This is a genomic window from Mesorhizobium sp. M2A.F.Ca.ET.067.02.1.1 (assembly GCF_004023285.1).
Taxonomy (GTDB): domain Bacteria; phylum Pseudomonadota; class Alphaproteobacteria; order Rhizobiales; family Rhizobiaceae; genus Mesorhizobium.
The window spans coordinates 1-3964 of record NZ_RZSB01000558.1; the positions used below are offsets into that span (position 1 = coordinate 1).

The following is a 3964-nucleotide window of genomic DNA, read 5'->3' on the forward strand; positions in this document are numbered from 1 at the left end:
GCCCGCAGTCGCGGGCTCGGCCTTCGGCCGTCGTTTTCGCTCACGGCCCGCACCGCCGCTATCGCGGCTGGGCCTCCGCGGGGGGCGCCGGACGACCGGCGGCCCGCAGTCGCGGGCTCGGCCTTCGGCCGTTTGTTCTCGCTCACGGAGGACGCGGCTGTGTCGAGGCTAGCGGAAGCGGATGACTTCGATGAAGGCCTTGCGTCTGACGATGAACTCCCGCAGCAGCGGCAGGAAGAAGGCTTTGCTGAAGCGTCCGATCGGCGGCTCGGGTTCGAGATAGAAGGACTTGCCGACGAGATCGGAGTTGAACTCGTCGAGGATGATCCACAACCGCCGATCGGCGTCGAGTCCCGCGCGGCGCCTCTCGATGGCCGGGATCTCAACCGCGAACCGAGCTTTCTCCGGCTCCTTGGTGGTGATCGGGAAGAACAGGACAAGATCGCCATCCGCTCGTACAACCCGCACGCCGACGGCGACGGGCCGTTCCTTGCGGCCCTCCGTCTCGCCGGCGCGGGCTTCGCGCGCCCAGAGGTAAGGGTAACGGATGACCGTTGCCGTGCGGATGTCGTCGTAGCTCATGTCCGCCCCGTTTCATCCTCCTGCGCATAGGCTTCGACCGCGCTCTCGAAATCGGCGAAGAGGCTGTCAGACATGGTCTCGATTGTACCGGCAGAGCGGCTATCTGACTGGCGCACCAGCCGCGCGTAATCCTCGATGTTGAGAAGCACGAGACGGGGTTTGTTGCGCTGAGTAATCGTCACCGGACGGCGCAGGGCCTCGGCGATAATGTCGCCGGACTTCCGGGAAAGCTCGCTCGTGGAATAGGAACCACCTGAACGGGGCATAGCGACCTCCTATCATTGCTGATTGTCGCCATATACAGCATTGGCAGCATTTGTGCAAAGCGATGAAAAATGCCCCATCGCCGGCTTCAGGATCGACGTCCAGATAGAGCAAGCCAGTCGCCGGGATGAGCTTTCCGCACCTAGGCTCCTTTCCCTGGGGAGTGGGAGGGTGGATGAGATAGCGCCGGCTCTTCGATCTTCTCGTGGCTCAGGCACCGCTCTCCGCCGCAAGCTGCCCCAATATCGCCAGCGCTTCCTCCGCCCGCTCCGCCGGCACGAACAGATGATCGTGATAGAAGGCCGAGACCGGATTGACGCCCATGTCGGCGGCCGCCAGCTTCGCGGTGATCGCGGCGAGGAAGCCGACGGCTTGGAGCGAGGAGTGGATGTCGAGCGTGATCATCCGGCAACGGAACGTTCCGGCAAGGCCGGCCGCCTTTGCCTGGCTTTCGGCCAGGATCATCGTCGTGCCCTCGCGCTCGCGAAATTGCATGACGGGCTCGAGCCCCGCCGCAACCGGCATGCCAGGTGCCAACGTGGCGAATACATAGATATCCGAGTAAAGCCGCGGCGTCATCGATGCCAGCAGCTTCTGCAGGTCCGTCTCGCCGTTCATCTTTCCGTTCCTTCGTCTGGCGCTCTGCGACGTTCTCGACAGTCCCGCTCGAAACGTCAACGGTCCTGCGCCTGGACGACATGGCGATGTCGCTGGCGGCTGAGCCGCGGGTTCGCTATCGCCGTAGAGACATAACGGCTTGCAAAGGTTCATCCGATGATCGTCCGCCCGCGCCCGACATTCCTGCAATTGTTCTTCATCATGCGCGGCTCGGTGGTGCCGCGCATCCTGCCGCAGATTTTCGGCTTCGCCATCTACTCGGCGGTCATCCTGCTCGTGGCACGGCACTTCCAGCTCGATCTCAGCGCCTTCAGCATCGCGCCTTTCGGGCTCGTCGGAGTGACGCTGTCGATCTATCTGTCGTTCCGCAACAACGCCGCCTATGACCGCTGGTGGGAGGCGCGTAAGCTCTGGGGCGGGCTGGTCTTCGAGATCCGCAACTTGGCGCGCGCCACCACCAGCCTGATCGGCGACCGCGCCGAGCAGCGCGCGCTGCTGATGGAGGCGCTTGCCTTCTGCCATCTGCTGCGCGGGCAATTGCGCCGGATCGACAGCATAGAGGACGCGCGCGCCTTCATCGGCGACGAGGTCGACAAGGCCGCCGCCCGCGCCAACCCTGCCGAAGACATGGTCCGCCGCATGGGCCGGCGCGCCAATGCGCGACGCGAGGCCGGCGCGCTCGACCCGATCGGCTTCCGCATCCTCGATGAAAGGCTGGCCGCGATCACCGCCATCCAGGCCGGCTGCGAGCGCATCGCCGGCACGCCCCTGCCCTTTGCATACACGCTTCTGCTGCATCGCACGGCCTATGTCGTCTGCCTGCTTCTGCCGTTCGGGCTGGTCTCGGCCACGGGCTGGGCGACGCCGCTGTTCACGGCGCTGATCGCCTACACCTTCTTCGGCCTCGATGCGCTGTCGGAAGAGCTCGAGGATCCGTTCGGCATCGAGGCGAACGACTTGGCGCTGGACGGCCTCTGCCGCGTTTGTGAGATTTCCGTGTTCGAGGCGCTGGACGAGACACGCCGAAGATGATCGCGGCCGACAAGTTCTATTTCTCGTAGGAGGTCGACCCACGAGGACTCTGCCCTCGGAGATGGTCGAAAGCGCTGTGCTTTCTTCGTCATTCTAGGGCGGAGCAAGGAGCGAAGCGACGCGGCGCAGACCCTAGAATCCATGCCCTTCAAGGCGTTGCCGGCGGTCCAGAATTTTGTTCTGCCGCGCGCTCCGCGACGGAGCTACGCTCCTGCTTCGCCCTAGGATGACGAAGGTGTGGTTGCTCCGACGTCCAAAAGAACCGGCCCCTTGTAGGATCGCCACATCATGGTCCGTCCTTGAATCGAACCCGGCAAGCAGCCGGTATTCGCACCCAGGAGGGAACATCCATGAGCATCTCCGAAGCCGCGCCTGCCTCGCAAGGCGCTTTGTGGGCCGGGCGCGCGCTCAGCGCCGTGGTCGTCCTGTTCATGATCTTCGACGGCGTCATCAAGCTGCCGCCGCTCGATATCGTCACGCAGACGATGAACGGGCTCGGCTGGCCGGCCGATCCGAACATCGCACGGCTGATCGGGGTCATCGGGCTGATCTCGACCGCGCTCTATGCCTTGCCGCGCACCTCGGTGCTCGGTGCGATCCTGCTCACCGCCTATATGGGCGGCGCGATTTCGACGCATGTGCGAATCGGCAACCCGCTCTTCTCGCACACGCTGTTCGGGGTCTATCTCGGCGTTATCCTGTGGGGCGGGCTCTATCTGCGCGACGCAAGAGTGCGGGCGCTGATCCCGTCCAGGCGATAACCGGGGCAAAAGCGATGCTCATTCTCATAACCTCATCGGTAAGGATTTCGAGGCCGGGCTCGACAATCCGAGACGCCCTGCCGAGCGGTTAAGGCCACGAGATTTCAACAGGTTAGCACTTGGTCCTGTTGACGCGGCCGGCACGTAGCCGGCCAATCTTCACCATCGCCGGGATCAATTTAGCTGTTCGTGAGTTTAGGGCATGGCGGCGAGGACGGCGCTTGAGAGAGGAACAGCAATGAAGAAAGCAATTACCATTCTGGTTCTGACGATGGCCTTGGGCGCCTGCTCGCAGACGGAAAAGGGCGCGGCGATCGGCGGCCTGGGCGGCGCGGCGGTCGGTGCCGCGGTGGCCGGCGATCCGGTCGAAGGCGCGGTTGTGGGCGGTGCCGTCGGCGCCGTCGCCGGCGCATTGATCGGCCACGCCAGCGAGGCCGGCCAGTGCCGCTACCGCGACCGCTACGGGCGCGTCTATGTGGCGCGCTGCCCGTCCGGCTATTGAGGCGTCAGGCGGACCAAAGGAAAACGGCGGGCATGAGTCCGCCGTTTTCTTGGAGCGTTTGCCTTTCAACGGCGCCGTGATTACTCGGCGGTGGCGGCTTCAGCCTCGGCGGCCGCTGCCGCCGCCGCATCTTCCTGAGCCTTCTTCAGCAGGGCGGAACGCTCCTGCGCCTTTTTGCCGGGCAGCGCCTTGTTCGGGTTCGAGC

Annotated in this window: 6 protein-coding genes and 1 pseudogene; 3 read left to right on the forward strand and 4 right to left on the reverse strand. The window is 64.5% G+C overall.

Going from position 1 to position 3964, the window contains the following annotated elements; translation table 11 throughout:
• Positions 1–168: 168 nt before the first annotated feature.
• The 3 genes from EOA28_RS27455 to EOA28_RS27465 form a co-directional block, all read right to left on the reverse strand.
• Entirely contained in the window at positions 169–582 is a 414-nt protein-coding gene (locus EOA28_RS27455) for a hypothetical protein (protein WP_126080407.1), read from the reverse strand.
• Positions 579–848 (reverse strand): type II toxin-antitoxin system prevent-host-death family antitoxin, encoded by a 270-nt coding sequence (locus EOA28_RS27460; RefSeq protein WP_112128743.1) that lies wholly within the window; start codon positions 846–848, stop codon positions 579–581. The genes EOA28_RS27455 and EOA28_RS27460 overlap by 4 nt, the downstream gene beginning before the upstream one ends.
• A 208-nt stretch (positions 849–1056) precedes the next feature.
• Positions 1057–1464 (reverse strand): ACT domain-containing protein, encoded by a 408-nt coding sequence (locus EOA28_RS27465; RefSeq protein ID WP_127253416.1) that lies wholly within the window; start codon positions 1462–1464, stop codon positions 1057–1059.
• A gap of 156 nt (positions 1465–1620) precedes the next feature.
• Here EOA28_RS27465 and EOA28_RS27470 point away from each other — a divergent pair, with 156 nt between their 5' ends.
• The 3 genes from EOA28_RS27470 (at position 1621) to EOA28_RS27480 (ending at position 3759) form a co-directional block, all read left to right on the forward strand.
• Entirely contained in the window at positions 1621–2496 is an 876-nt protein-coding gene (locus EOA28_RS27470) for a bestrophin family ion channel (RefSeq protein WP_245501604.1), read from the forward strand.
• A gap of 350 nt (positions 2497–2846) precedes the next feature.
• Positions 2847–3257, forward strand: coding sequence for a DoxX family protein (locus tag EOA28_RS27475; RefSeq protein WP_127253417.1), 411 nt, complete (start codon positions 2847–2849; stop codon positions 3255–3257).
• 238 nt (positions 3258–3495) lie between these two features.
• Positions 3496–3759 carry a YMGG-like glycine zipper-containing protein gene (locus EOA28_RS27480; RefSeq protein ID WP_126080411.1) on the forward strand — a complete coding sequence of 88 codons (264 nt, stop codon included), beginning with the start codon at positions 3496–3498 and terminating at the stop codon, positions 3757–3759.
• Between the two features lie 80 nt (positions 3760–3839).
• On the opposite strand, the pseudogene EOA28_RS40470 reads toward EOA28_RS27480, so the two are convergent.
• Positions 3840–3964: pseudogene (locus EOA28_RS40470) on the reverse strand (30S ribosomal protein S16); the annotation flags it as partial.

Bases quoted from the DNA above. Each gene is read 5' to 3' on its own strand.
- EOA28_RS27455 (WP_126080407.1), bottom strand. From the start codon at position 582: ATGAGCTACGACGACATCCGCACGGCAACGGTCATCCGTTACCCTTAC.
- EOA28_RS27460 (WP_112128743.1), bottom strand. From the start codon at position 848: ATGCCCCGTTCAGGTGGTTCCTATTCCACGAGCGAGCTTTCCCGGAAG.
- EOA28_RS27465 (WP_127253416.1), bottom strand. From the start codon at position 1,464: ATGAACGGCGAGACGGACCTGCAGAAGCTGCTGGCATCGATGACGCCG.
- EOA28_RS27470 (WP_245501604.1), top strand. From the start codon at position 1,621: ATGATCGTCCGCCCGCGCCCGACATTCCTGCAATTGTTCTTCATCATG.
- EOA28_RS27475 (WP_127253417.1), top strand. From the start codon at position 2,847: ATGAGCATCTCCGAAGCCGCGCCTGCCTCGCAAGGCGCTTTGTGGGCC.
- EOA28_RS27480 (WP_126080411.1), top strand. From the start codon at position 3,496: ATGAAGAAAGCAATTACCATTCTGGTTCTGACGATGGCCTTGGGCGCC.